We start from the raw sequence: 24,879 nt of genomic DNA, 5'->3' as shown, positions 1-24,879 counted from the left end.
CGGTAATGCCTCAACGAAGAGTTACAATCCTTATTTAGTTATACTCTTATACTACACCAATGTGAAAGCGTTGTCAAGACTTTTTTTATTTTTCTGTATTTAATCACTATTTTTTAATGAATTGAAAGTTCTAAAATGAAGTTAGTCAGTTGAGTGTATCAAAAAACATCTCAGAGAGATATAATTGTAATCACCACAAAAACAATTAGAAGGACTCTGAGATGCAAGACTATTATACACCAAAAGGCAAACATTTAACACTAGCAGACCGTAGAAATAGTGAGTGCTGGCTCAAAGAAGGGCACTCCAATCGTGAAATCGCTAGAAGATTAGCTAAAGCTCCTCAAACCATTAACAACGAAGTCAAGCGAGGGCAAGTTAGACAACAGGTGCGTAAAGGGAAGTTTGAAATGAGTTACTCAGCTGACTTTCACAGAAAAGCTATGAAAAACATCGTAAGCATTCTGTGAAACAGTTCTCCCTAACTGGGGAAATTAAAGAAAAGATTGTTCACTACATGAAACAGAAATACTCTCCTGAAATGATGGTAAAAGCCAAAGGTATTCCTGTTTCTATCTCAACAATCTATTACTGAATTCATCATGGACAATTAGGGGTGACCAAAGCTAACCTGCTTTATCCTCGCAAAGAGAGAGTTAGGAAGAAACAAGCCAGCCCTAACTTTAAAGCTGCTGGAAAATCAATTGAGCAACGACCAGAAAGCATTAATAAGCGTGACAATAGCGGTGATTTTGAGATTGATACGGTTATTCAGACACGAGCTAAAAACGAGTGTTTATTAACCTTAACGGACAGAAAAAGCCGCTATCAAATTATCCGACTCATTCCTGATAAATCAGCTGATTCGGTTAATCAAGCTTTGAGAACTATCTTACAAGAGTATCAGATTAACTCAATCACAGCGGATAACGGAACGGAGTTTAGCCGTCTATCTGATGTTTTTGATCCTGAGCATATTTATTACGCTCACCCCTATTCTTCTTGAGAGAGAGGAACTAATGAGAACCACAATAGACTCATTAGGCGTTGGTTACCTAAGGGAAGCAAAAATGCGACTCAACAACAAGTCGCATTTATTGAAAATTGGATCAACAACTATCCTAAAAAAGTGCTGGATTATAAATCTCCTAGAGAATTTTTGCAAAATGGCTAATTTGGACTTGAAATTTGGCATTTTTTAATGAATTTTTTAATGAATCCTTCGTTTTGCAAATCAAATTTTGGAGGAAAGCCTATGCTTATTTCGTATTGTTTTTTAAAGATTTCGTGATAAAATAATGATAAATATATCAAGGAGGAAACGGCATGCCTACCGGTGTTATAATTAATTCTTTATCTGTTGTTTTAGGAGGACTGCTAGGCGGTCTCGTTGGAAATAAGTTTTCTGAGAATTTTAAAACACAAATCAATTTGATTTTCGGCGTCTGTTCAATGGGAATGGGTATATCATCTATCGGACTGATGAAATATATGCCTGCAGTCATTTTTGCCCTTGTTATCGGAACAGGGATTGGGCTTGCTCTCCACATCGGTGACTGGATTAACAAAGGCGGTGCACTGATGCAGCGCAGTATGGCAAAATTAGTTTCAAATGGCCATTCAGCCTTTTCACAGGAAGACTACCTCGCCAGCCTGCTAACAATTATTGTGCTTTTTTGTGCCAGCGGCACCGGTATTTACGGCAGTTTGGAGGCGGGAATAACAGGCGATTCCACTATCCTTATTTCAAAATCTATATTAGACTTCTTTACCGCTGCTATCTTTGCCTGTAATTTAGGCTATGTCGTCTCACTGATTGCTATCCCGCAGTTTATCATTCTCAGCTGTCTTTTCTATCTGGCAGTTTTCATTATGCCTCTGACGACTCCTGATATGATTGCTGATTTTAAAGCCTGCGGCGGCTTTCTTATGCTGGCGACGGGTTTTCGAATAGCTAGACTGAGAATGTTCCCTATTGCCGATATGATTCCGGCTATGGTACTCGTCATGCCTTTATCCTTTATTTGGATCCAGTTTATTTTACCGTTTTTATAATAATAGCAAAGCTAGCAAGTTTTTTATGAAAATGCTATGATAGGGGTAAGAACATATTTGTAGGTTGTAAGAAAAGAGCGTCAACTCCCTTCTAGTCGTCCTGGCAGAGGGGCGCAGACGAAATCGAAGATTTCTGGCTTTCCGTCATTTTTGCTTTGCTCTTTTAACGGGCTTTGTATCTTGTGGAATGGAGGTTTTTTATGAGTAATAAAGAGGATATCAAGCGTCAGGTTCGTGCTGCTTTTGATTTTCGGATGGCGGTCCGTGTTTATAATGACCAAAAAATTCCTCAGGAAGATTTGGATTATATTTTGGATGCTGCCTGGCTCAGCCCTTCTTCAATAGGTCTGGAAGCCTGGCGCTTTATTCTTCTGGAAAATGAAGCTATTAAAAAAGCGCTTAAAGATGCTTCTTGGGGAGCTGAATACCAGTTAGAAACAGCCAGTCATTTTGTTTTGCTCATCGCTGAGAAAAACGCCCGCTATGACACTGATTCTGTCAGAGAAAGCCTAGTAAGGCGAGGGGTCGGTGAAGGTGAGGCATTGTCTAAACGCTTAGTTACTTATGAGTCTTTTCAGAAAAATGATATGCAGATAGCTGATAATCCAAGGGCTCTTTTTGACTGGACAGCTAAACAAACCTATATTGCTTTAGCTAATATGATGACAGCGGCAGCAATGATTGGTATTGATTCTTGTCCTATTGAAGGTTTTAACTATGAGAAAGTCAATAGTATCTTAGCCCAGTATGGCTTGATTGATCAGGAAAAAGAAGGGATTGCCTCAATGCTTTCTCTGGGGTACCGCCTGCGTGACCCTAAGCATCCACGCTCCCGCAAACCGCGGGCTGAAGTTATTTTTAACGACCAGCCTCGCTAAAAAACACTGAAGCAGCAAAAAGGCCTGCCCGCACAGCAGCAAATACTTCGAGGGACATCAGATGAAATCAAAGATTTCGGACTTACCGCCAGCCGTAGACGTCTGAAGGCTTTATCGTCCTAGCGGCCGACCGCACCCTTCTAGTCGTCTTGGCAGGGGTGCGCAAACGAAATCGAAGATTTCTGGCTTACCGCCTATTTTCCTATTGCGTTCTTAACGGGCTTTGTATCTTGTTTGAATTGAACACGCCCTAAAATCCTAGTGAAAAAGATGGCTGTCAGCGTGATGCCAGCAACACTTGCCATCCCCTATTTTCATTCGGATTTTTTAACGGGCTTTGTATCTTATTAATTGAACACGCCTTAAACGCTGCGGGAAAAAGCATTGTCAAATATAGAACTGATTTCACAGTTAGGCAGCCGTAAACGACTGAAAGCTTTGTCGCCTTAACAGTCGACTGCACCTTTCTAATCGTTCTGGCAGGGGTGCGCCTACGAAATCGAAGATTTCTGGCTTACCGCCAGCCGTAGACGTCTGAAGGCTTTATCGTCCTAGCGGCCGACCGCACCCTTCTAGTCGTCTTGGCAGGGGTGCGCCTACGAAATCGAAGATTTCTGGCTTACCGCCTATTTTCCTGTTGCGTTCTTAACGGGCTTTGTATCTTGTTTGAATTGAACACGCCCTAAAATCCTAGTGAAAAAGATGGCTGTCAGCGTGATGCCAGCAACACTTGCCATCCCCTATTTTCATTCGGATTTTTTAACGGGCTTTGTATCTTGTGTAAATGGAGGTTTTTATGAAATTTTTACATACCTGTATCCGTGTTAAAGATTTGGAAAAATCATTGGCTTTTTATCAAGAAGCTCTTGGATTTAAGGAAGTGCGCCGCAATGATTTCCCTGATGCTGAATTTACTTTGGTCTATCTGGCCTTGCCGGATGACCCCGATTATGAATTGGAGCTGACTTACAACTACGGTCATGGGGCCTACGATTTAGGAGATGGTTACGGCCATATCGCTGTCGGCGTTGATGACCTTGAAGCCAGCCATGCAGCTCATGAAGAAGCGGGCTATCCTGTGACAAAGCTGTCAGGTCTGCCTGGCAAGCCAAACATGTATTACTTTATCACTGATCCTGATGGGTACAAAATCGAAGTTATCCGCCTCAGTCAATTCAGTGAAAAATAAAAGAGAGTGGGACAATCGGTTTCTGATACTGACCGATCTGTTCCGCTCTCTTTTTTTATTCTGCTAATTTAGCGCCATTTGAAGCAATGATTTCTTTTATCCAATAATAGGATTTTTTAGGGGTCCGCTTAAGACTACCCCGGCCTTTATCATCCATATCCACATAAATAAAGCCGTAGCGTTTCTTCATCTCTCCTGTTGATAGTGAAATCAAGTCAATAGGTCCCCACATCGTATAACCCAGACAGTCAACACCATCAATGTTAATGGCATCGGCCATTGCCTGGAGATGGTCACGCAGATAAGCAATGCGGTAGTCATCTTGAACTAGGCCGTTTTCATCCAGCTCATCAACAGCCCCCATACCATTTTCCACAATAAAAATCGGCTTTTGTATCCTGTCATAGATCTCGTTCATTACATGGCGCAGACCGAGCGGATCAACCGGCCATCCCCACGGTGTTTCCTCCAGATACGGATTAGGTGAACCACCGACAGTAAACCAATCATCACCTGCCTTGGTCGTATTCGAGCGGTAATAGCTGAAAGAGATGAAATCCAGCTGACCCTCTAAGAGAATCTCTGTATCCCCAGCTTCCATTACAATCTCCTTGACCCCCCGCCGCCTCCAAATATCTTTAGCATAAGGGTGGTAATAGCCGCGGCCCATCGTATCAATAAAATACCAATTCTCTCGGCGTTCCTGCAGACGGTGGAAGACATCTTCAGGTTTACAGCTGGCCGGATAAAGTTCACTCATTGCGTACATGGTACCAAACTGACTGTCAGGCATGAGCTCATGTCCCAATTTTACCGCTTTGGCGCTGGCTACAAACATGTGATGAACAGCCTGATAATGCGCCTGTCCGCTTGATTCCCGGGTTCCGCAGGGGCCGAAGCCGCGAACAGCATTGATTTCATTAAAAGTCAGCCAATAACGGCAGCGGTCGCCGTAGCGTTCGAAAAGCACACGGCAATAGTTGAGGTAACAGTCAATAACCTTGCGGGAGGACCAGCCATTATACTTCAGAGCTAAATGCATGGGCATCTCATCGTGGCAGATAGTGATGAGCGGTTCCATGCCATATTTGAGCATCTCGTCAATAACCTGATCATAAAAGGCAAGTCCATCTTCATTTGGTTCCGTTTCTTCACCTGTTGGGAAAATGCGACTCCAGCAGATTGAAAAACGAAAAACATTGAAGCCCATCCCGGCCATCAAGGCAATGTCTTCCTTGTAATGGTGGTAAAAATCTACTGCCTGATGGCTGGGATAGTAGGCGTCTTCCAGAAAGACAGGCTGGGCTTCCGGAGGGACTGGGTCGGCATAAAAGAAAGAACTTCTGGGGGCAATAATCTGACCGTCCGGCATCTTCATCGTATGATGTCTGGGATTATCCTTGGAGCCGTCCGTTTCATAATCGTGCGATGACAGACCGCGGCCGCCTTCAGAAAAACCGCCTTCGTACTGAAAATCAGCTGTAGCTCCGCCCCATAAAAAGCCTTTGGGCAACTCATAAGTCATAATTCTTTTTCCTCCTCATTCAGGATCTGTCCCTGTTTCACCTTACCGGATGTCAGAAGCTTAATAGTCTTATCTTTCGAATCCGTAATAATCAGCATGGTTGTTGCATCATAGTCTTGCTTAGCGATAGCTTCCCGGTCAACTTTAATAATCGGCTGACCGGCACGCACTTTATCACCGGTCTTTGCCAGAACATCGAAGCCCTTGCCATTTAATTCAACTGTATTAATGCCGATGTGTACGAGCATTTCTACACCATCAGGGCGTGTCAGACCAAAGGCATGTCCGGTTGGAAAAACAGTTGTCAGCTCACCGTTAGCTGGAGCAGAGATAAAATCACTTTTCAGTTCAAAAGCGACACCGTCTCCCATAAGTCTTTGAGCAAATACAGGGTCATCAACCTTTTCAAGAGGAAGCAATTCGGCATCAGCAACAGCTAAAACAGCTGAATCGGCAACCTTTTGCTGGACAGGTTCTGTCACTTGCTTCTGCTCTTTTTCTGTATCGTTTTCAATTCCTAAAATATAACTAACAATTGCAGCAACAATAATCGTTACGACAATCCCAACAGCAGCTGCCATAGCGGTTTCAGCAAAGATTGGCAGGGCTAAGACATTAGAATAGCCCATCTCGTAGGCTCTGGCACCTAATAAACTAGCTACAACACCGCCGGCAAAACCGCCCGCCATGACGGCATACATGGGCTTTTTGTATTTCAGGTTGACCCCGTAAATAGCAGGTTCGGTTACGCCGGCAACAATACAGCCGATAGCAATAGAAATATATTCACTGCGCTTGATTTTATCTTTCGTACGGGCAATAACGCCGATGACTGCTCCTCCCTCAGCCATATTATGCATAAGAAATGCGGGGCGCAGCATCGCATCGTAACCTGGTTTCACCAAAAGCTGCGGCATAAAAGGGGTCAGGGCTGTATGCATTCCGGCCATAACCAGCCAAGGAAGAACAGCTGCCAATAGGCCGACTGCCAGCGGACCGACTGTATTGTCCAAGAACATAAAGACAGCCGCTATGCCTTGTCCGATCATATTGCCCAGCGGCCCTAAAATCAAATAGCCCAAACTTCCGGCGACAAAGATTGTTCCCATTCCAACAAAAATTGCCTTAAAGATATTAGGAATCAGCTTATTCAACAATCTTTCAGTATAATAAGCAACAATAGCAATCAGTAAGGCAGGAAGAAGCGATGTGCCGTAAGAAAGCAGGCGGACATTCAGACCAAAAAGGCTGATCGGATCGCCTTGTGTGACTAATTCTGTAAAGTTGCCGTGCAGCAGAGAGGCTGCAGCAGCCATAGCGTAAATAGGTGTACCGCCAAGCTTTGTGGCTGCACCGTAAGCAACAAAAATAGGCATAAAATAAAACGGTGCATCGGCAATTGCTGATAGCAAAGCATAGCTTGATGTTGCTTCAAAATCAGAACTGACAAAAGTGACAACCAGCAAAAGTGCAACTTTGAGCATACCACCGGCAATCAAACCAGGAATCATCGGTGTCACGGAATTTGCGACAAAGCCGATGATTTTATTTCCTGCATTCCGCCAGGTCCAAGACTCTTTGGGAGCAAGGTCCCCATCAAGATTTTCATCAACGACGCCGCCGGATTTAATATCATAGTCTTTCATCAGAATATCATAGGTCTGAAGCAAATGCTCCCCTAAAATGACCATATACTGGCCGCCAGCATAAACGACACCGATAACACCGTTGAGATTTTCTAAATTCTCCTTATTGGCTTTAGAAACATCTTTCAGGTTAAACCGCAGACGGGTCATACAATGCGACAAAATATTAATATTTTCAGGGCCGCCGACATTTGTTACAATAGCTTGGGCTAATTCTTTATAGTCCATAGTCCACCTCTTTTTGTGAAATTTTTGTCAAAAAAAACCGTAACTTTTTACAAAATTATTATAAATCGAAATGCAAGCGCTGTCAATATCTTTTAAAAAATTTCCTCTTTTTTGACATTTTTTATATTTTTACTCAGTGCCATATCATATTTACTAACCCTATTTAATGTGTCTGCACTGCCGATAAAGTCTAAGAACCTGTATTCACAAGATCATAAGGTTCTTAAAATCCGACTAATTTGTGATAGTTTTACAAAAGCGACTTCTGATGATACTGATTTTTTGACATCCTTGGCTAACCTTCGAGAGTGATTCAACCACGAAAAGGTTCTCTCCACGACCCAACGCTTAGGGATGATTTGCCAGCTTCCCTTAATTTTCTCAGAAATGTCTACTGGACACTGAAACTCCTGAGTCATCATCTCCTCAAAGCTTTTCCGATAGCCAGCATCTGACGAAAAAGCCTTGATGGTTGGAATTTGCGCCATCACTTGACGCGCGACCAAAATCCCTGATGTGCTGTCATGGAGATTGGCCGCATGAACCACAACATCAAGAAGATTTCCCATGGTGTCAACAACGATGTGGCGCTTTCTCCCTTTGACTTTTTTGCCGCCATCAATGCCACGTTCCTCTGCCGCATCCGTTGTCTTCACGCTTTGAGAATCAATGATAGCATAGGTTGGAGAGACTGCTCTACCCGCTTTTAGTCGCTTTTTTTAACAAGCTCTGCTAAAATGGTATCCCAAAGCCCACTTTCCTTAGCACGACGAAAGAAGATCCACACAGTTGGATATGGGGGAAAGTCATGGGGAAGCATGCGCCACTGACAGCCTGTTTTGGTGATGTACAAGGTCGCATTAACAAGTTCTCGTTTGGCCCATTTATAGGTACGATGTTTAGAAAAATAGGGTTCTAGCTTAGCCCATTCTTCATCAGTTAAATCAGTATCATATGCTTTTCGTGTCATAGTTTTAGTTTAACATTTTTTGTGAATACAGGTTCTAATGAAAAAACAGCTGGTCCAAAGACCAACTGTTTTATAAAAGATTCAATAAATCAGAGAGATTCTGATAATGACTGGCTTCTTGTATCTACAGCTGTGCCAGCGATTCTAAGCTCGTATCAAACTGCTAAAGTCTGCCTGAGGCCATTCGGCCAGATAGGCCGCTGCACTGTCGGCTGCCTGACCCGTAAAACAATCCGCCAGCTCAGAAGCTATCGTTCCCTGCGCTAAAGTCTGCAGTTCAGAAGCTTTCGTCTCTAAACGGCTCTGTAAATCAAACGATTGGCTCTCCCAATCGACTTGCTTTGCCGACAAAGCTCCCTGAATAGCCAAACGCTCCTGCGCTTTCTTGGTCTCCTTGGCCGCTTGGACAAGCGTGTCTAAATCAGCCGTTACTCCCATAAGATTCCCACCTTCTATGCTTCAGTGACAATGCCCTTTATGCACCTCTGTCTGCCTACTTGTTGTTAGTCGAAAACAAAGCTGCCCCTTCCTGATCGGTCGCTATTAGATTGTCTGCCGCTGCATCCAGCTTATCCGCAAAAGCCATCATCCTGTTCTGGTAGGCATCAGCTTCTGCCAGATTTTGGGCCTCTGCCTGACTGTCCCATAAATTCTCCATAGTGTAAGGACTCAGCAGTTCGGCCACTTCACTATCCGTCAGTTCTTCTGCTATTTGGTACATAGCCTGACGCGTCGCCCTAATGTCAGCCTGCAGAGCTTCTTTTGCCTGAGCAATCTCATCTTTAATCTCTTGAACTTTAAGCTCGGCCTGCAGCCTAGCTTTCTCAGCAACTGCCCGCAACAGCTCCTCCCGCAAGCTGATTCGCTTAGACCCTGTCGCTGTTTTCAGCTGACTTCTCAGCTCCTTAACCGTCTTCTTGTAAGAGCTCAGCAACTCAGTCTGGCTTGGTCCAACCGCAAAGTCGCCGTAGGTCATAACATATCTCAGCAGATAAAACCGGTAATCGGTGCTGTTAAACCAAGTGCTGGGGTCTTTAATATCCCAGTTTTTCGCGGCTTCTTTAGCCTTCTTTCTGGCCACCTTAATCACCTGCTCCTTGGTCATGCCGGAAGCAAACTGGCCGTGCTTGACATACCAGTCTATATCTAGACCATTCCCCTTAATACGGGGAAAAGCCGTGTCATGGTCGGAAATGGGGTCCCCTGTGCCTTCAACAATATATTTCTTGCCGTAAGGAATGTCCCCATGATTTTTCCCATCCAGATAGGTCACATCTCTGGTCGAATCCATATAAATGGTGGCGTGCTGATCCAGCCAAGCCTTCTCCTCAGCGGTTATGCCTTTAGGATTAGCCTTAGAATAGAGAGCGCTGCTGGCTGCCCAGTCCATGAAGTTGGTGATCTTGGGAACCTGATGCTCTGCGGCCACTTTAGCAACTGCCGGACCCGACTGGCTGAAGCCGGACATGTTGGAAATGGTCCCGCCGCCATGCTCTTTTTCCAGTTTGGCAGCTGTGCTGTTATAAAAATCGGAAATATCGTCCACCTGTGGGGTCATCCCGCTTCTAGCTTCAATCACATTTTTAGTGGAGTTCCAAGCTTCCTCACCAAAACCTTCTTTGCCAACCAGCTGAGTGCCGGCCACCACAATGGTGGTTTGGTTATAATCTGGATTATCTCCCTTGATATTATCCACCGGAACAACGGCCAGAGCCTGAGTCGTCTCATCTATGCTGTTGACTACTTGGTAATATTCGTTTGTTTCAGGGACTTTAAATATCTCTCCTTCTTTGTATGAAGCATATTTTTTAACAACCCCCTGTAAATTCTGTATCTTTTTATCTGTCAGCGTCATACCTACCCCTCCTTTTTATTTGAGTATCCCCTTCTTAAATGTTACATTATAGTGGACCTCAGCCGACGGACTGCCTTGAGCTGACTTTTCAATTCCTTTCAGCTTTCCTATATCTACTAGGGCTTCAATATTGATGTCGATATCCTCATTTTCTGTCCATTTCGTATCCTCTGGCAAGCTATCTCCATAAGTCACTTCGACATAATAATCTTTCCCGCTGGCCAGTTCAATTATTTCTGTGCCAGAGACATCCCAGTCTATCCGCAGATAATTGAGAAGTCCATAGCTGGGATAGCCAAAATGGTTTATTTTCCCGCCAAACTGTGCTTTATTTCCATACTCATCGTATAGGATTGGTACCACTTCAGCCGTTAGCATCGTAAAGCGCCCGTCACCATCTCTATAAATAGGTGAAAACTCGATTTTACGGACACCGGAATAGTTCTCTTTGATGTAAGTGGCGATTTGTTCCTCCAGCAATCGAAAGCCATGCTGGTAAAGCTGTTCAACCTTTTTCTTTTGCATATAGCGATTATACCCCCAAGTTCCTGTGATAGCGATGAGAACCACAGCCAGCAGTCCCCAAAACACTTTAGCCGGTCTGCTTATCTTTTTCCTTTTAGCCATAGCCTGCTCCTTGTTCCCTGTAGACAACTTCAGTAATTCGTTTTAATTGTTGTTAGTATAGCACAGTGATACCGAAAAAACAAGTGCCATTTGTCAGAATTTTTATATCCCTGCCACAACGATAGCCGTTTGGCTGTAGTCCGTCGTGCCATTAACAACCGGGGCTACAGCAATGGCTTCTGTCGTGCCGTCTTGAGTATTGACAATTTCGTATTCCTGATTACCTACACTGTCTTGTGCTCCAATTTCTTTTAGCTTCCACTTTTCCAACTTCTTTTGCAAATCTTGAATTTGAAGGTCTGTTAAGGCCATTGTGTGTAATCTCCTTTCCTTATTTCCAAGTTATAAACGATTTCAATACCCGGACTACCTTCTGATGATTTTTCAACAGCTTCCAATTGATGATTTTCTACTAAGGCTGCTACATTTTTATCCATTAGAGGATTCGATTTTAATTTAGCAAAATCTGGAAGTGTCTTATATCCTGATACATCATAAACCTTATCCGCATCAAAATCTTTCAGCTCAATGACTTCTTCTCCAGCGCTATCAAATGCTAATCTTAACGAATCACCTGTTCCGTAACTACCATACCCCTGTTTCTCAATAGATTTTCCTAAATATGCTTTATTCCCGTACTCATCATATACCACTGGCACCACATCTAGGTTTAGAAATGAATGCTGGCCACCACCAGATATAAAAATCGGTGAAAACTCGATTTTACTGACACCGGAATAGTTCTCTTTAATATAAGTGGCAATCTGTTCTTCCAGCAGCCGAAAGCCGTGCTGGTAAAGCTGTTCAACCTTTTTCTTTTGCATATAGCGATTATACCCCCAAATTCCTGTGATAGCGATGAGAACCACAGCCAGCAGTCCCCAGAAAATCTTTGTCGGTCTGCTTAACCCTTTCCTTTTAGCCATAGCCTGCTCCTTGTTCCCTGTAGATAATTCGTTTTAATTGTTGTTAGTATAGCATAGAATAAATAAAAGGCAAACAGTTTAACTGATAAAAGATTGCTTTTTATCTTTTAAAAAATTTTCCGCTTTTTTTGACATTTTTTCCCTTTCCTTATAAAATACTGACAGGAGGTATGTATGGATTTTCTGGAAAATATCAAACAGCATGAAGCGGATTATGCCAAGTCCGAGCTGAAAGTCTACCACTATGTTCTTGCCAATCTTGAAAGTTTGGAGACTTTTACCATCACTAAAATTGCTGAACTTTCTCAAACGTCTACTGCTGCCGTTTTGAGATTTTGTCAGACTCTCGGTTACAAAGGTTTTAAGGACTTCCGTTATGATGCCATTCGTTTCCTGCATCATCACCATCAAAGACCGTCTGTTGATATTTTGGACCAAATGACTGATAACTACAGCCAGCTGACAAAGCAGCTCCGTAATCTGAATCGGGAGACCATTCACGCGCTGATAGCGACGATTTTAAAGCAGCAGCGTCTGCATATTTTTGGAGTCTACTATTCCTCCCTGCCTGCTAAGTACTTGCATATGGGACTGCAGGATTTGGGAATCACCAGCCATTTTGCCGGTGACCTAAACAGCGGCGCCCACTTGACCAATATTATCAACGAAGAAGACAGCTTAATTCTCTTTTCGGTCAGCGGCGGCAGCGGAAATTTCAGGCAGGCTCTGTCCGCTCTGCAAAACAATATGCCTAAGCAGTCCTATCTGATTACCTTGAACGCAACAGCCCCCGTAGCCAAACTGTTTACAACCACCATTGTACTGCCCGGCAATCTTTTTAATAAGCAGTCTATTGTTGATACCCAGTCACTCCCTATGATTTTTGTAGAGATTCTTCTTAACCTCATACGCGAAGAAATGGGGTAGACAGCAGAGTTTCCGGAAAAGCATACAATAAAAAGGCCCTAGAAGCGCACTCTTAAAGAGGTGTTTTTAGGGCCTTTTCTAACGGCTGTTTTCGGTCTAATAATCTTTGTCTTAAAAAACAGTAAAGTGGCCAAAGGCTGATCAGCAGCCAGGAACTGAGATTAAGGATAAGAACCCACTTAAACCACCAAGCCGCCTGATAGCTGATCTGCAAACTGTTAACTCCTTTTTGCTGCCGAATTTCAGGTGTACCGATAGCTGTCAGACGATAATCATCAGCGGTCAGTTCTTTTCCATTAAGCACCAAACGGGTGTGGCCATATTTAATAATTGGCAGACTGATACTATCAGTGTTATCAGCCGTCCATTTTAGTATCAATTCATTCTCATGCTGACTGGCTGCAAAGAATCTGCTGTTTTCAAAGATATAGCGCTCATACAGCAGGTATTTGTTTTCCTTATTCGTTTTATCTGTTGGTAAATAGTCAGGCGTCGATTTAACTGCCCGCATCAGTAAGTCATTTAAATCTGTCAAATAAAAGCTGCGTTTCACATCCTCAGCATTACCGTATACAAACTGATGTTTTTGATTAAGAATTGGTGTTTCTGAAGTGTGATAGTTGACAATCTTTTTCAGCGTGCTGACTGAATTTTGCGCTAAGCCCCAAATCAGACAGACACTGAGCAAAGCAAGAACCAATTTAGGCCATTTATTAAAGAAATAGCGATCAAGCATCATGGCAAAAGCCAACAAAAGAAAAATAGTCGCCGGTACAAAAAAACGGAAAGGAAACTGAATGAGATTAACCAAAGAAAGATTGAGCTTACTCACCTTATACCAAGGAAAAATACTGCTGGATAAAATAAAAAAAGCAAAAAAACTAAAGCTAATCAATTTCAGGACTCGGTCATAATGCCGCCAGTGCCTAAAGGAAAAATAAAGTTGGTAAAGCAAAATCAACAATAAGGGCAGGGGTGATGTCAGCCAGTATAGACTGCGTTGATTAACTGTCATGATATAGAGTTTGGAGTTAATAAAGGGCTCCACCAGACTGTTGGTACTGCCGACTTCTAAAAAACCGGCCCAAATATTGGCAGAGAGAAGCAAACCGAGCAAAGTCGCAGTCAGCCCTTTTTTTAAAATCGGCCACTTCTTTTTCGACATGATAAAACCGTAGCCGTAAATCGGAAGATAGGCAACAACCAATAAGAAGGCACTCAATACATGCACCTGCAGCAATAAAGCGACAGATACAGCCAACCTAAAAATATCCACCTTCTCCTCTTTAATGAAATCAAGAGCAGGAATCAGACACCAGGGCATAAAAGCGGCTCCCCAACTGGAAAAGCCCTGTCTGAAAGTCCAATATTGGACAGAAAAAGTTGTCATATAAAAAAGAGCCGTCAAAAAAGCCAGAGAAGGACGAACGGCAGCCCTTCTAATCAGGCGGTATAGGGATAAACCGGCGATTGAGCTTAACAAGAAGCGTGACACAATCTGATAAGTGTACCAATTTTTACACAATAAAAGAATAAAACCCTGAACATAAGCAAAATAGGGCCCATATAAGGCATTGATGATTCTGGCTGACTCATGAAAACCATAAAGAGAGATAAAATAGCTAAAGTTTCCGGTCTTAATTTGCTGAGCCGTTTCATAGAAGCGGTTATAGTGAAAAAGAAAATCACTCCCCGTTATAACGCCTCGAGTCAGAATTTGCGGTAAAACCAGCAGAAAAGAACTGAGAAGTATCAGAACAAAAGGCAGCAGGTATTCCTTGGCCAGCGCCCGAGAGCAGGTCTTTCTTAACATTTATGTTATTCCTTTATTTGCATATTGTCTCTCAAAAAAGAAATCAGCTGGTCTTTCTGATTCTGTTATTGGCAGAGACTCTTTTTTATGGTATAATTTTTTTCTAAAAAACTCAAATAAAAGGAAAATACTATGAAAAAGAGTGAGGGAAATTGATTTCTTTAAGACATCAATTTCCCTCACTCTCTAGTTTTCTGACCGAGCTGACAGATAAGCTCTCTCCCACTCCTTATTTTATCGGCCTAATCTGTTAGTGATTGGCATAAGGATCCACAACCGGAACCTTAGCCAGACTCTGATCGATATGGCAATAGCCGTTTGGATTTTTTTTGAGATAGTCCTGATGGTAATCTTCAGCATCAATAAAGTGTTTTAAGGGCTCCAGCTCAACGGCCAGAGCACGCCCGCCGTTTTCTTGATTGACCTGCTGCATGAGTTTATCGGCTACAGCTCGGTCAGCTCCATCGGTATAATAGATACCGGTGCGGTACTGACGACCGTAGTCATTGCCCTGATGGTTAACAGCAAAGGGATCGATGACGCGGAAGTAATAGAGCAGAATTTCTCTTAGGCTAACAATTTCAGGGTTATACTGTATATAAACGGTTTCAGCATGGTCAGTGTGTGCTATAAGGTCGTAAGATGTCACATCTGACTGCCCGTTAGCATAACCGACCCGTGTTTGTAAAACACCTTCGATTTGAGCAAAATAGGCTTCAACGCCCCAGAAGCAGCCGCCTGCCAGATAAATTTCTTTCATATTTTAGTGTCCTTTCCAGTTACGATAAGGCTGTCTTAACCGCATTAATCAAAGCATTGCTTGTCCCAGGAAAGGCAAAAATCATTTGACTGAGGTCAGCGGCCTTAAGTTTTTGATTGATAATTAAGGTGATGAGATTAATCATCTCACCGGCTTCATTGCTAAGAAGGCTGGCTCCCGCCAGTTCTTTATTTTTATTGACAATTAAAGTAAAACGCGCTTCATCTTCCAGCTTGGTTTGGAATTTGGCCTGCTGTCCAAAAGGCACATCAACAATTTTGTAGTTATCAGTATCAGCCTTGGCCTCTGCTACTGTCACGCCGACTTGAGCAATACGGGGAAAAGTGAAGACCAGATTTGGCACAACTGGGTAGCTGATAGGCTTTTCATTGATACCCAAGATAAAGTCGGCAATATAATCCGACTCAAAGCTTGCCGTCGGCGTCAGGCGGGGAATTGTCTTATCAATCACATCGCCGCTGGCAAAGATGTGTGGCACAGCGGTCTGCAGATAATCATTAACCACAATGCCTGAACGGTTATATTCAATGCCTAAATCTTCCAAACCAAGGTTTTCAACATTGGAAATCCGTCCGGTAGCATCTAATGCATAATCGGTTTCGATAATCAGACCCTGAGCCGTAGTCAGACGAAGGCCGGATTCCAGCGCTTCAGCTTTTTCAACAGCTTGGCCGAAGTGGAACTGAACTCCTTCTGCTCTTAGTTTATCGACAACAGTTCTGACATCATTTTCTGGATAAGCAGCCAGAGCTTTATCGGCAAACTCGACAATATGGACTTCAGATCCCAGTTTAACGGCCATCGTAGCGAATTCCATTGAAATAATTCCTGCACCGATAAAAGTGATACGGTTTGGCAGGCTGTCAAGTTCAAGGAATTCCCGGCTGTCATGAAGCAGTTCCTTGCCTTCAATATTGAGACGGGCCGGACGCTGGCCGGTCCCCAGAACGATATAATCTGCAGTAATCGCTCTATCATCAATGGCGACTGTATGTTCATCCTGCAGTTTTCCATAGCCTTTGAGAAGTTCAATGTTCATTTGAGCAAATATCTCCTCCATAAACGGAGCATAGGTTGGAATCTCCCTCTTTTTAAAAGCCATGAGTTCTTCCCATCTAATCGTTCCCTTTGTGCCAATTCCTGCTCTTTCATAACGGTCAAGACCGTCTAAGAATTCAAAAGGGCTGTCCAGCAAAAATTTAGCATTGCAGCCATAGTTTGTACAGGTTCCTGCCGTTATATCCTTCTCAATAATAACAACCTTTTTTCCGGCTTGGGCCAAGGTAACCGCAGCATGCCAGTTGGCATGTCCCGACCCGATAAAAGCAACATCATAATCGTAAGACATTAAATCCCCTCCATCTTCTACTCTGATTTTCAGCTGACTGACACCGCTTAACAGCGAGTTAATCAGTCAGTCCATTATCACAAACAGCCATTTTGGCTCAGCTAAGAGCCGCATAAACGCAGGACTGCTGCTGTTAATCAAATAATTGGCTATAGTCTGCATAGCCTTCTTCTGCTAACTTATCATAAGGGACAAACCGCAAAGCAGCTGAGTTGATGCAATAACGCAGTCCGCCTGCTGCCGAAGGCCCGTCAGCAAAGACATGGCCAAGATGAGAATTAGCCTCCTGACTGCGGACTTCAATCCGGCGCATCCCATAAGAATTATCCTGATGGTTAGTCACTCTTTGTTTATCAATCGGTTTAGTAAATGAAGGCCAGCCACAGCCCGCATCGTATTTATCCTGCGATGAAAACAGGGGTTCTCCGCTGACAATATCAACATAAATGCCTTTATCGTAAAAATCATCATATTCTCCGGTAAAAGCACGCTCAGTAGCTGCATTCTGCGTCACTTCATAGGCTAAATCACCAATCCGCTCACGCAAATCCTCTTTTGATTCTACCATAACACTCTCCTCCAACAAGATACAAAGGCCGTTAAAAGAGCAAAGCAAAAATAGGAAAATTGACGAAGAGTCGCTAAGACTCTAGGAAATTTTATCTTTTTTGCACGGCTCTTAGGCCGTGTTCAATTAACAAGATACAAAGGCCGTTTAAAAATCCGTATGAAAATAGGGACTGGCAAGTGATGCCGGCATCACGATGGCAGGCATCTTTTTCACTAGGATTTTAGGCCGTGTTCAATTCCAACAAGATACAAAGGCCGTTTAAAAATCCGTATGAAAATAGGGACTGGCAAGTGATGCCGGCATCACGATGACAGGCATCTTTTTCACTAGGATTTTAGGCCGTGTTCAATTCCAACAAGATACAAAGGCCGTTTAAAAATCCGTATGAAAATAGGGACTGGCAAGTGATGCCGGCATCACGATGACAGGCATCTTTTTCACTAGGATTTTAGGCCGTGTTCAATTCCAACAAGATACAAAGGCCGTTTAAAAATCCGTATGAAAATAGGGACTGGCAAGTGATGCCGGCATCACGATGACAGGCATCTTTTTCACTAGGATTTTAGGCCGTGTTCAATTCCAACAAGATACAAAGGCCGTCTAAAAGAGCAAAGCAAAAATGACGGTAAGCCAGAAATCTGTGATTTCGTCTGCGCACCTCTGCCAAGACGACTAGAAGGGGGCGGGCGGCCGCTAGGACGGCAAAGCCTTCAGACGTTTACGGCTGGCGGTAAGTCCGAAATCTGCGATTTCGCAGACGCGCCTCTTTTCTCTTAGCTTAAATTTGCCTAGTCAGCCAATTTTGATAGCCAATAGCCTCAATCAAATCCAGCTGCTGCTCTGTCCAGTACAGATCCTCTTCTTCATCCTTATAATAGTCCTTAAGGATATCATAAGTGGTAATATCATCAGCCGCTGCCTGCACGATCGGAAGAATTTCTTTTAGACCCAACCGCGAAATCTCCAGCTCTTCTTTCAGCCATTCCAAAGGTGTTTCCGGCAGGTCTGCCGCCTCTTGCTCAGTCAAAAAAAGCTGGCCGCCTAAATCCAGAACACGATTAAACATTTGCTGGGCAAAGCCGCGTTCTTCCTCAGCATGTTCCTGATATTTCCGGCCGAGTTTTGAAAAACCCTGTGCTGCAAACTGCAAAGCGACAAGCTGGTGCCTGTCAGCCTGTACCAGCATAGCATTGCCAAGATTTTGTAAAACATGAACGATAGTGTGATTTTCCTGCATTGTAACCATCCCTTTCTTTTAATCGCACACGATTAAATAGATTAATATTAGTCTACTGTTTTCCAATACACTTGTCAAATATTTTAATTTGTGTTATGATATTTTCAATCGTACACGAAGGAATGGTTACTATGTCATCACAGCATCCGCATCTAACTGACCAGCTTTGCTTTGCTATTTATAACAGCAACCGCCTGCTTAATCAGTTTTACAAAAAAAGCCTCAGTCCTTTTGGACTGACTTATACGCAGTACTTGGTTCTTTTAGCTCTTTGGGAAAAAAATGGCCAGTCTTTGCAGGCACTAGGACAAAAACTTAACTTAGCCAGCAATACACTGACGCCTTTGCTTAGACGCTTAGAGGATAAGGGGCTGCTGATGCGGCTCCGACCTGAAAAAGACCAGCGTCAGCTGATTGTACAATTGACCGACCGCGGCGAAAAGCTGCAGGAGGAAGTTGAAAAGGTGCTTAACAGCTGTTTAAGCGAAGTGACTTTTTTTTCAGCTGATAAACTCCGGGACATGATTAAAGATCAACAGGACTTGGCTAAAGCATTAAAAGAACAAAACTGATTCTTGCAGCTTGATCCTTTATTTCATAATCATTCTGCTAAAAAAGAGTGAAACAAAAATCTTTTTGTTTCACTCTTTTTTATTATCACAATGATACCATAACTTTTTCTTATGCGTCGTTATAACTAATCTATCCTATGCAAAAAAACAGGAAATGCTACAATAAAATAATATACAGGGAAAAGAGAGGATATGATGATGGCAAATACTAAGGCATCTATTGCAGAACTGGTTGGAAAAACTCCTTTGGTTGAACTGCGCAATTTTCAAAAAAAGTACGGCTTGCAGGCTAAATTATTCGCTAAGTTGGAATATTTGAATCCAAGCGGCAGCGTCAAGGACAGAGCTGCACTTAACATGATTACTGAGGCAGAAAAAGCCGGAAAGCTGCGAAAGGGTGATACAATCGTTGATAACAGCAGCGGAAATACGGGGATTGCTCTGGCAGCTATTGCTGCTGCCAAGGGCTACCATTTTGAATGTCTGCTGGAACCCGGTGTATCTCCGGAGCGTACTCAAATCTTAAAAGCTTACGGCGCTCATCTCCGCAGTTTTCTGGATTTCCCTGAAATTGCAAAAATGATGGACAAGGGGGCTTTTGAGACGGCGGAAATCAGCCGTATTATTCAGGCATATGCCGACAGCAAAGGCTATTTTTATACTGATCAAGTAAGCAATCAGGCTAATCCCGAGGCACATTATCAGACGACCGGTCCTGAAATTTGGGAAGATACCGACGGGCAAGTCGATATCCTTATTATGGCTGCTGGCACCGGCGGAACAATTGCCGGATTAGCACAGTATTTTCGGCAGAAAAAACCAGATATTGAAATTATTGCCGTTGAACCTGCTGAAGCATCTCGCCCCTCAGCAGAGCAGCCTGATGTCAACAGTATTGACGGCATTGTTGCCTTTGATGGTTTCGGACCGGAGAACCAGCCGACCTTCTTTTCAAAAAATCATTTTTATTATGACAGCTGTATCGATGTTTTGGCAGAAGACGGATATAAAACCGGTCTTGAACTTGCCCGTACTGACGGTATCTTCTTAGGTGAATCTGCCGGCGCTGTTTTGCATGCTGCCAAAACTGTCGCTCAGAAGGACGAAAACAAAGGAAAAAATATCGTCTTAATTTTTGCTGATAATGGCATGAAATATCTTTCCAGTCCAATGTATCAGGAGGTGAATTAAATGTGTCAGAATTGTTTCATTCACACTCACACAGGTTATCACGACAGGCAGCCCTTTCCGCTTAAACAGGCTGAAAAGGCTGAAAACTATTTGAATCTGGCTATTCAGGCGGCTGAGTATATTGATCAGTTCAAAGTGGAATCGGAGGATGGCATCTGGTGGCGCAATACCAATAATGAAGCCCAGCTCAGTATTTCAGATTTCAGCAACCCCAATTTTTTCAGCGGTTCAGCAGGTATCTTGTATTTTTATAATAAGCTCTATCAAATCACACATGATGCGTCTTATCTTTCTATCATCAGGAAAGCCAGCCATTACCTTACTCAACATTGGCAGATTTTGGCAAAGCTGGATATTTTTGACATCGCAGGAGCAGGAATGGGGCTTTACGGAGGTATTGGAGGGGTCGGACTTATTCAGCTTGAAATAGCAGAAAACTATGACAATGAAGAGGCTTTAAGATCCGCTCAGGAAATTGCAGATTATTATTTAGAAAGGGCTAAACAGACTGACAAGGGAATCTGCTGGACAGGTGATTCTCCCCTTTTTCATGACAGCGGTATCTTGCTCTTTCTCATCAAAGCCTACCAGCATTTCCCCAGCAGCAGACTTTTAGAAACAATCAAATCCGGTGTCCGCTATCTTATAGCTAACGGCCATCGGCATATTGATAACGGGCTGGAAATCAATACTGTTTCTGCTGCTGACAAGCGTGATCTTCCCAATTGGGAATTTGGTTCAGCAGGGGCCGGCTATCTTTTTGGAAAAACATATGAGCTAACCCACGAACAGTACTTTTTGCAGGCTGCAAAAGATGCTGCTGTATTTCTGGTTAATCTTGCTGTCCCCCAAAAAGAAGGCTATTTGATTCCGTACCGTACAAACGGCCCTCAGCGTCAAGTATTTTATCTGGGAAATTGTCACGGAGCAATTGGGACTTCACGCTTTTTCTATTATCTCTACCAGCTAACTGAGGATAGCTATTATTTAGAGCAAGTAGAAGCTTTGACCGCCGGTTTGATCAGCAGGGGAGCCCCAGAGCATCAGTCCAACGGCTACTGGAACACAACGACTTTTTGCTGCGGCGCTGCAGGTTTTATCCACCATTTTTTAGGACTTTATGCCGACAATAAAAAGACGCTTTATCTTGATTTAGCCAGACGATCTGCCGCTGTTGTCCTAGGAAATGCCAGCAGGTCTGAAAAAGGAATCAGTTTCCCCATCGCCTTTAATCGAATCAGTCCCAGTGAACTTTCTACTTTTACTGGTTTTTATGATGGTGCTGCCGGAATAGCCACTGTTTTACTGGAACTTTATCAATTTGAAAGTCAGCGGCAGTTAAAGTGGAAGCGGCTGATTGATGATCCCTTTATCAGTTTGACTTAAAAAGGTTTGGAGCTGGATAGCTCCAAACCTTTTTTAAGCTCTTTGGCCTGTGAATTAGCAATCTGCCTTATCACCGGCTAAAAGACAACTTAAGCTCCTAACGATAATTCTTCAGCTGCCTTTTGATATCGCGTTCCTGCTCACGGCGTTTGATGGTCTCACGTTTGTCATAGTCATGTTTCCCTTTTGCCAATCCGATAAGGACTTTGGCAAAACCGTTTTTGAGATAGACTTTCAGAGGAACTAGAGTCATGCCGCTCCCTTTAAGATCATTAGTCAGCTGAGTTAGTTCGCGTTTTTTCAGTAAAAGCTTCCGGGTCCGAGTGGGATTTTGATTCCAGATATTGCCTTGCTCAAAGGGGGCAATATGAACATTGATTAGCCAGGCTTCACCGTTTCTGATTTGAGCATAGCCATCTTTCAACTGAATGCGGCCGGCACGGACACTTTTAATTTCTGTTCCCGTCAGAACAATACCGGCTTCAATGGTTTCAAGGATATGGTAATCATGCCTCGCCTTTTTATTTTGGGCCAATTGCTGATCAGCATTTTTAGCCATCATCTCCTCCTTTTTTTCCTTCTTTTTTTCGCAGCCGATTTGTAAAAAGGCTGTTTATTCTTTAGTTTTACTGAAGCTTTTCCTTTTTTAGATGATACCTTGCGGCCTTCTTGATCTGGCCGGCGTTTTTTGCGATTATGCTGAGGTTTGCGCTCAGGCAGAGTCTTATTTTTTTCAACAGTATCATCAGGACTTGGGACGTAAGCAAAGTCAATGTCGCCTGTTTCTCTGTCAGCCTTAAGAAGTTTGACTTTAAGGAGCTGTCCGACACGGAATACCCGCCCGGATTTTTCCCCGCGAAGTGATAAATCCCGTTCATTGTAGTGGTAAAATTCTGGTAAACTGCTGATATGGATCAAGCCCTCAATCGTATTAGGTAGTTCAACAAAAAGACCGAATTTGACAACACTTGAGACAAGCCCTGTGAACTCCTGTCCGACAAACTGGGCCATGTATTCAGCCTTTTTCATAGCCTCAACTGTTCTCTCAGCATCAACAGCCCGACGTTCCAAGCTGGAAGACTCCTGGGCAATCTCCGGTATGATTTGGCTGAAATGATCTATTTTTTCAGTCTGCGACTGTCCGTAATCACGCAAAAGCCGATGCACCAGCAAATCGGGGTAACGGCGTATCGGACTGGTAAAGTGTGTATAATAGGGCGCTGCCAAACCGTAATGTCCTTGGTTGTGCTCAGAATAACGGGCCTGCTGCATGGAACGAAGCAACATTGTAGCAAGCACTTCCTGACCCGGCTGACCCTGTATCTTTGCCATAAAGGCCTGCAGGTCTTTTTGATCCATTTTATTAGCTGTTCCGTGAATCTGTACACCAAAAACACTGGCATAGTCAATAAACTGCTGCAGTTTTTCTGCCTTTGGTTCTTCATGAATCCGATAAATAAAGGGCAGCTTTCTTTTAGCAAAATGTTTAGCCACGGTTTCATTAGCCAGCAGCATAAACGATTCAATCAAGCGCTCCCCTACTCCCCGCTGACGCAAGCTAATGTCTACAGGCAGACCCTTGCTGTTGACAAGGATTTTTGCCTCCTTAGTATCAAAGTTTAAGGCACCGCGCTTGATGCGCATGTCCTCTAATATTTGGTGAAGAGCAACCATTTGTTTGAGTGAATCGGCAATAGGCGCATATTTTTCAGACAGCGCTTCATCGCCAGCGATGATAGCATTGACCTCGTCATAAGTCATCCGAAATCTGGTCCTTATTATTGACTGACCCAGTTGATAATGCAGCACCTGGCCCTGTTCGTCAATTTCCATAATACAGGACTGGGTCAGGCGGTCGACCTGCGGATTAAGAGAGCAAATCCCATTTGACAAACGCTCCGGCAGCATAGGAACCACACGGTCAGTCACATAAACGGAAGTCCCCCGCCTGCGGGCTTCTCGGTCTAAAGCTGAATTTTCCTTAACATAATAGGAGACATCAGCAATATGGACGCCCAATTCAAAATGACCGTCAGGCAGACACTTGACATGCACTGCATCATCTAAATCTTTGGCATCGGCTCCGTCAATTGTGAAAGTTAGCTCATCGCGCAAATCGATCCGACCAATCCTGTCCTTTTCAGTAGGAGTATCTGCTATAGCTTCTGCTTCGTCCAAAACAGCCTGTGGGAATTCTGACACAATATCCATGGACTCTAAGACTTCCAGAACATCGAGGCCGGCCTCCCCCTGATGACCGATAATATCCCTTACTCGGGCAACAAAATAATCATGCCCTCGACTGGGATACTTCTCAATATCAACTTTGATAATTTCAGTGCCATCAAGAAGGATCGGTTCCTTTCTGATATAGATTTTCTGCTGAATTTTCGGGTTGCGGGACTTGATATAGCCGCAATATTTAGGCTTTTCATCGTCCAGCACAAATTGACCGACAGCTGTTTTAAGCTGGCGGTCAAGAATACCGACTACCTTAGCTTCAGCTGCTGTCCCTTTAAAGCGGTCTGCTACTTTTGTGATAACGACTTCAACAGTATCTCCGTCAACAGCATAGCCTGTATCATTACGGCCGATAAAAAGCTCTTCCTCAGCTCCATCAACCGACAAAAAGCCAAAACCGGCTTTATTTGCCCGGAAAAGGCCTTTGATTGTTATCTGCGGTTTTTTCCTGGATACTTTTTTACGCAGGGCAAGGTTGCCGGCATTATCAAAGCGGAGCCGCCCTTGGCTTTCCAGTTTGGAAATGGCCTTGATAAGAGTCGGAAAGGCCTTAGCCCCAGCCATATTCAGAGCGGCGGCTAAATCATTGACATCCGTCTTGCCTTGTTTTTCTAAATAATCTATTATTTTTTCTTTCATCATTCTTTTTCTATCATTGTAGGCCCGCAGTCAAAAACTGACCGGGCTATTATCGTCTGCACTCTCTTAAAAATGATATCCGGTCTGCAGGCAGACTATTACAGGCCGGAAAGTCAGCTGAAGCAAAATCTTCCTTGTTCTTTTATAACAAAGAACTGAAGAATCCTAAGTCTGGCAGTAGGAAAGCCAGGAAAACTCAATAGCTGCTATCTAATAGTTTTTTCTGTTCTCTTCACATTTACAAAAGCGGCTGAAGCCTTTGTATTGTATAAAG

The 24,879-nt window shown here is 43.4% G+C and carries 22 protein-coding genes and 2 pseudogenes; 8 read left to right on the top strand and 16 right to left on the bottom strand.

From position 1 onward, the window contains the following. The first annotated feature begins 221 nt into the window (after positions 1–221). The 4 genes and pseudogenes from A0O21_RS10600 to gloA all read left to right on the top strand — a co-directional run bounded on the left by A0O21_RS10600 (position 222) and on the right by gloA (position 4,122). A pseudogene (locus A0O21_RS10600) lies at positions 222–1,174 on the top strand (IS30 family transposase). 152 nt (positions 1,175–1,326) lie between these two features. Beyond that, positions 1,327–2,055, top strand: coding sequence for a DUF554 domain-containing protein (locus A0O21_RS02430; RefSeq protein ID WP_067060688.1), 729 nt, complete (start codon positions 1,327–1,329; stop codon positions 2,053–2,055). Positions 2,056–2,255: 200 nt separating this feature from the next. Continuing rightward, the gene (locus A0O21_RS02425; protein ID WP_067060686.1) at positions 2,256–2,933 is read left to right on the top strand and encodes an NAD(P)H-dependent oxidoreductase; all 678 of its coding nucleotides are present in this window, start codon (positions 2,256–2,258) and stop codon (positions 2,931–2,933) included. 796 nt (positions 2,934–3,729) lie between these two features. Further along, positions 3,730–4,122 (top strand): lactoylglutathione lyase, encoded by a 393-nt coding sequence (gene gloA, locus A0O21_RS02420; protein ID WP_067060684.1) that lies wholly within the window; start codon positions 3,730–3,732, stop codon positions 4,120–4,122. A 55-nt stretch (positions 4,123–4,177) separates the two neighbouring features. On the opposite strand, the gene A0O21_RS02415 is transcribed toward gloA, so the two are convergent. From A0O21_RS02415 to A0O21_RS02375, 9 genes are all read right to left on the bottom strand, one after another. Continuing rightward, positions 4,178–5,647, bottom strand: coding sequence for a glycoside hydrolase family 1 protein (locus A0O21_RS02415; RefSeq protein ID WP_067060682.1), 1,470 nt, complete (start codon positions 5,645–5,647; stop codon positions 4,178–4,180). Continuing rightward, positions 5,644–7,521, bottom strand: a complete 1,878-nt coding sequence (locus A0O21_RS02410) for a glucose PTS transporter subunit IIA (protein WP_067060681.1) — start codon at positions 7,519–7,521, stop codon at positions 5,644–5,646. Before A0O21_RS02410 ends, A0O21_RS02415 begins: the two co-directional genes overlap by 4 nt. Positions 7,522–7,733: 212 nt before the next feature. Beyond that, positions 7,734–8,192, bottom strand: a complete 459-nt coding sequence (locus tag A0O21_RS02405; RefSeq protein WP_227806898.1) for a transposase — start codon at positions 8,190–8,192, stop codon at positions 7,734–7,736. A gap of 35 nt (positions 8,193–8,227) precedes the next feature. Beyond that, complete coding sequence (locus A0O21_RS02400) at positions 8,228–8,491, bottom strand: transposase (RefSeq protein ID WP_067060676.1); 264 nt, start codon at positions 8,489–8,491, stop codon at positions 8,228–8,230. A 144-nt stretch (positions 8,492–8,635) separates the two neighbouring features. Then, positions 8,636–8,929, bottom strand: a complete 294-nt coding sequence (locus A0O21_RS02395) for a hypothetical protein (protein WP_067060674.1) — start codon at positions 8,927–8,929, stop codon at positions 8,636–8,638. 55 nt (positions 8,930–8,984) lie between these two features. Next, positions 8,985–10,346: a hypothetical protein gene (locus A0O21_RS02390; RefSeq protein ID WP_067060671.1), complete on the bottom strand. Its 1,362-nt coding sequence runs from the start codon at positions 10,344–10,346 to the stop codon at positions 8,985–8,987. A gap of 15 nt (positions 10,347–10,361) precedes the next feature. After that, the gene (locus tag A0O21_RS02385; RefSeq protein ID WP_067060669.1) at positions 10,362–10,973 is read right to left on the bottom strand and encodes a hypothetical protein; all 612 of its coding nucleotides are present in this window, start codon (positions 10,971–10,973) and stop codon (positions 10,362–10,364) included. A gap of 102 nt (positions 10,974–11,075) precedes the next feature. After that, a complete protein-coding gene (locus A0O21_RS02380) occupies positions 11,076–11,285 on the bottom strand; it encodes a hypothetical protein (RefSeq protein ID WP_067060666.1) in 210 nt (69 codons plus the stop codon). Then, entirely contained in the window at positions 11,276–11,899 is a 624-nt protein-coding gene (locus A0O21_RS02375) for a hypothetical protein (protein WP_067060663.1), read from the bottom strand. The genes A0O21_RS02380 and A0O21_RS02375 overlap by 10 nt, the downstream gene beginning before the upstream one ends. A 174-nt stretch (positions 11,900–12,073) precedes the next feature. Here A0O21_RS02375 and A0O21_RS02370 point away from each other — a divergent pair, with 174 nt between their 5' ends. Further along, positions 12,074–12,826, top strand: a complete 753-nt coding sequence (locus A0O21_RS02370) for a MurR/RpiR family transcriptional regulator (RefSeq protein WP_067060660.1) — start codon at positions 12,074–12,076, stop codon at positions 12,824–12,826. A 52-nt stretch (positions 12,827–12,878) separates the two neighbouring features. On the opposite strand, the gene A0O21_RS02365 is transcribed toward A0O21_RS02370, so the two are convergent. The 5 genes and pseudogenes from A0O21_RS02365 to A0O21_RS02345 all read right to left on the bottom strand — a co-directional run bounded on the left by A0O21_RS02365 (position 12,879) and on the right by A0O21_RS02345 (position 18,585). Next, positions 12,879–14,639 (bottom strand): hypothetical protein, encoded by a 1,761-nt coding sequence (locus tag A0O21_RS02365; RefSeq protein ID WP_067060657.1) that lies wholly within the window; start codon positions 14,637–14,639, stop codon positions 12,879–12,881. Between the two features lie 268 nt (positions 14,640–14,907). Beyond that, positions 14,908–15,399 (bottom strand): annotated as a pseudogene (gene msrA / locus A0O21_RS02360) (peptide-methionine (S)-S-oxide reductase MsrA); the annotation flags it as partial. A gap of 19 nt (positions 15,400–15,418) precedes the next feature. Then, a complete protein-coding gene (locus tag A0O21_RS02355; RefSeq protein WP_067060653.1) occupies positions 15,419–16,768 on the bottom strand; it encodes a dihydrolipoyl dehydrogenase family protein in 1,350 nt (449 codons plus the stop codon). A gap of 133 nt (positions 16,769–16,901) precedes the next feature. Next, on the bottom strand, positions 16,902–17,336 hold the full coding sequence (msrB, locus tag A0O21_RS02350) for a peptide-methionine (R)-S-oxide reductase MsrB (protein WP_067060651.1): 435 nt from the start codon (positions 17,334–17,336) through the stop codon (positions 16,902–16,904). 781 nt (positions 17,337–18,117) lie between these two features. Then, positions 18,118–18,585, bottom strand: a complete 468-nt coding sequence (locus A0O21_RS02345) for a ferritin-like domain-containing protein (protein WP_227806881.1) — start codon at positions 18,583–18,585, stop codon at positions 18,118–18,120. A 122-nt stretch (positions 18,586–18,707) separates the two neighbouring features. Here A0O21_RS02345 and A0O21_RS02340 point away from each other — a divergent pair, with 122 nt between their 5' ends. The 3 genes from A0O21_RS02340 (at position 18,708) to A0O21_RS02330 (ending at position 21,725) form a co-directional block, all read left to right on the top strand. After that, positions 18,708–19,148, top strand: coding sequence for a MarR family winged helix-turn-helix transcriptional regulator (locus A0O21_RS02340; RefSeq protein WP_067060646.1), 441 nt, complete (start codon positions 18,708–18,710; stop codon positions 19,146–19,148). A 192-nt stretch (positions 19,149–19,340) separates the two neighbouring features. Then, entirely contained in the window at positions 19,341–20,339 is a 999-nt protein-coding gene (locus A0O21_RS02335; RefSeq protein ID WP_227806880.1) for a PLP-dependent cysteine synthase family protein, read from the top strand. Beyond that, the gene (locus tag A0O21_RS02330) at positions 20,340–21,725 is read left to right on the top strand and encodes a lanthionine synthetase LanC family protein (protein WP_067060644.1); all 1,386 of its coding nucleotides are present in this window, start codon (positions 20,340–20,342) and stop codon (positions 21,723–21,725) included. It begins immediately after the preceding gene. A gap of 97 nt (positions 21,726–21,822) precedes the next feature. Here the strand turns inward: A0O21_RS02330 and smpB are convergent, their stop codons facing one another. Beyond that, positions 21,823–22,284 carry an SsrA-binding protein SmpB gene (gene smpB, locus A0O21_RS02325; protein WP_067060642.1) on the bottom strand — a complete coding sequence of 154 codons (462 nt, stop codon included), beginning with the start codon at positions 22,282–22,284 and terminating at the stop codon, positions 21,823–21,825. Further along, entirely contained in the window at positions 22,284–24,605 is a 2,322-nt protein-coding gene (rnr, locus tag A0O21_RS02320) for a ribonuclease R (protein WP_067060640.1), read from the bottom strand. Before rnr ends, smpB begins: the two co-directional genes overlap by 1 nt. Positions 24,606–24,879: the final 274 nt, after the last annotated feature.

This window comes from Streptococcus pantholopis, from assembly GCF_001642085.1.
Lineage (GTDB): Bacteria > Bacillota > Bacilli > Lactobacillales > Streptococcaceae > Streptococcus > Streptococcus pantholopis.
The sequence above is the reverse complement of the archived record's forward strand: the minus strand, read 5'-3'. Positions and strand labels throughout refer to the sequence as shown.

What these genes read in the sequence shown, in the direction of transcription:
- gloA (WP_067060684.1), top strand. Translation starts at nt 3,730, where the DNA reads ATGAAATTTTTACATACCTGTATCCGTGTTAAAGATTTGGAAAAATCA.
- msrB (WP_067060651.1), bottom strand. Translation starts at nt 17,336, where the DNA reads ATGGTAGAATCAAAAGAGGATTTGCGTGAGCGGATTGGTGATTTAGCC.
- A0O21_RS02345 (WP_227806881.1), bottom strand. Translation starts at nt 18,585, where the DNA reads ATGGTTACAATGCAGGAAAATCACACTATCGTTCATGTTTTACAAAAT.
- smpB (WP_067060642.1), bottom strand. Translation starts at nt 22,284, where the DNA reads ATGGCTAAAAATGCTGATCAGCAATTGGCCCAAAATAAAAAGGCGAGG.
- A0O21_RS02370 (WP_067060660.1), top strand. Translation starts at nt 12,074, where the DNA reads ATGGATTTTCTGGAAAATATCAAACAGCATGAAGCGGATTATGCCAAG.
- A0O21_RS02335 (WP_227806880.1), top strand. Translation starts at nt 19,341, where the DNA reads ATGATGATGGCAAATACTAAGGCATCTATTGCAGAACTGGTTGGAAAA.
- A0O21_RS02400 (WP_067060676.1), bottom strand. Translation starts at nt 8,491, where the DNA reads ATGACACGAAAAGCATATGATACTGATTTAACTGATGAAGAATGGGCT.
- A0O21_RS02330 (WP_067060644.1), top strand. Translation starts at nt 20,340, where the DNA reads ATGTGTCAGAATTGTTTCATTCACACTCACACAGGTTATCACGACAGG.
- A0O21_RS02425 (WP_067060686.1), top strand. Translation starts at nt 2,256, where the DNA reads ATGAGTAATAAAGAGGATATCAAGCGTCAGGTTCGTGCTGCTTTTGAT.
- A0O21_RS02410 (WP_067060681.1), bottom strand. Translation starts at nt 7,521, where the DNA reads ATGGACTATAAAGAATTAGCCCAAGCTATTGTAACAAATGTCGGCGGC.
- A0O21_RS02375 (WP_067060663.1), bottom strand. Translation starts at nt 11,899, where the DNA reads ATGGCTAAAAGGAAAGGGTTAAGCAGACCGACAAAGATTTTCTGGGGA.
- A0O21_RS02355 (WP_067060653.1), bottom strand. Translation starts at nt 16,768, where the DNA reads ATGTCTTACGATTATGATGTTGCTTTTATCGGGTCGGGACATGCCAAC.
- A0O21_RS02415 (WP_067060682.1), bottom strand. Translation starts at nt 5,647, where the DNA reads ATGACTTATGAGTTGCCCAAAGGCTTTTTATGGGGCGGAGCTACAGCT.
- rnr (WP_067060640.1), bottom strand. Translation starts at nt 24,605, where the DNA reads ATGAAAGAAAAAATAATAGATTATTTAGAAAAACAAGGCAAGACGGAT.
- A0O21_RS02395 (WP_067060674.1), bottom strand. Translation starts at nt 8,929, where the DNA reads ATGGGAGTAACGGCTGATTTAGACACGCTTGTCCAAGCGGCCAAGGAG.
- A0O21_RS02430 (WP_067060688.1), top strand. Translation starts at nt 1,327, where the DNA reads ATGCCTACCGGTGTTATAATTAATTCTTTATCTGTTGTTTTAGGAGGA.
- A0O21_RS02380 (WP_067060666.1), bottom strand. Translation starts at nt 11,285, where the DNA reads ATGGCCTTAACAGACCTTCAAATTCAAGATTTGCAAAAGAAGTTGGAA.
- A0O21_RS02340 (WP_067060646.1), top strand. Translation starts at nt 18,708, where the DNA reads ATGTCATCACAGCATCCGCATCTAACTGACCAGCTTTGCTTTGCTATT.
- A0O21_RS02365 (WP_067060657.1), bottom strand. Translation starts at nt 14,639, where the DNA reads ATGTTAAGAAAGACCTGCTCTCGGGCGCTGGCCAAGGAATACCTGCTG.
- A0O21_RS02390 (WP_067060671.1), bottom strand. Translation starts at nt 10,346, where the DNA reads ATGACGCTGACAGATAAAAAGATACAGAATTTACAGGGGGTTGTTAAA.
- A0O21_RS02385 (WP_067060669.1), bottom strand. Translation starts at nt 10,973, where the DNA reads ATGGCTAAAAGGAAAAAGATAAGCAGACCGGCTAAAGTGTTTTGGGGA.